The sequence below is a fragment of the Pseudomonas sp. SDT291_1_S447 genome, from assembly GCF_054070155.1.
Genome location: NZ_JBSVXS010000400.1, coordinates 1 through 231 on the forward strand (window position 1 = coordinate 1; position 231 = coordinate 231).

A 231-nucleotide genomic window follows, 5' to 3' on the forward strand; every position below is an offset into this window, starting at 1 on the left:
ATTGAGGTAGGTCGAAGACTTCAACCAGCGCTGGTCCGGGTACCAGGAAAACATGAACTGGCCATCCTTGAGCTTGTCCACCACCTGGCGTGCCACCTGTGGGCGCACGGCCGGGCAACCCTGGCTGCGGCCGATACGGCCTTCGCGCTTGCTCCACAAGGGGCTCACGTAGTCGGCGGCGTGGATGACGATGGCGCGGTCGCGGGCCTGGTCATTGAAACCCGGTTCCAG

General features: G+C 64.1%; 1 protein-coding gene. It reads right to left on the bottom strand.

What is annotated here, in order from left to right; all coding sequences use genetic code 11:
• A partial coding sequence (locus tag ACW9IR_RS30085) for a murein L,D-transpeptidase catalytic domain-containing protein (RefSeq protein ID WP_457466246.1) occupies positions 1 to 231 on the bottom strand: 231 nt, incomplete at both ends.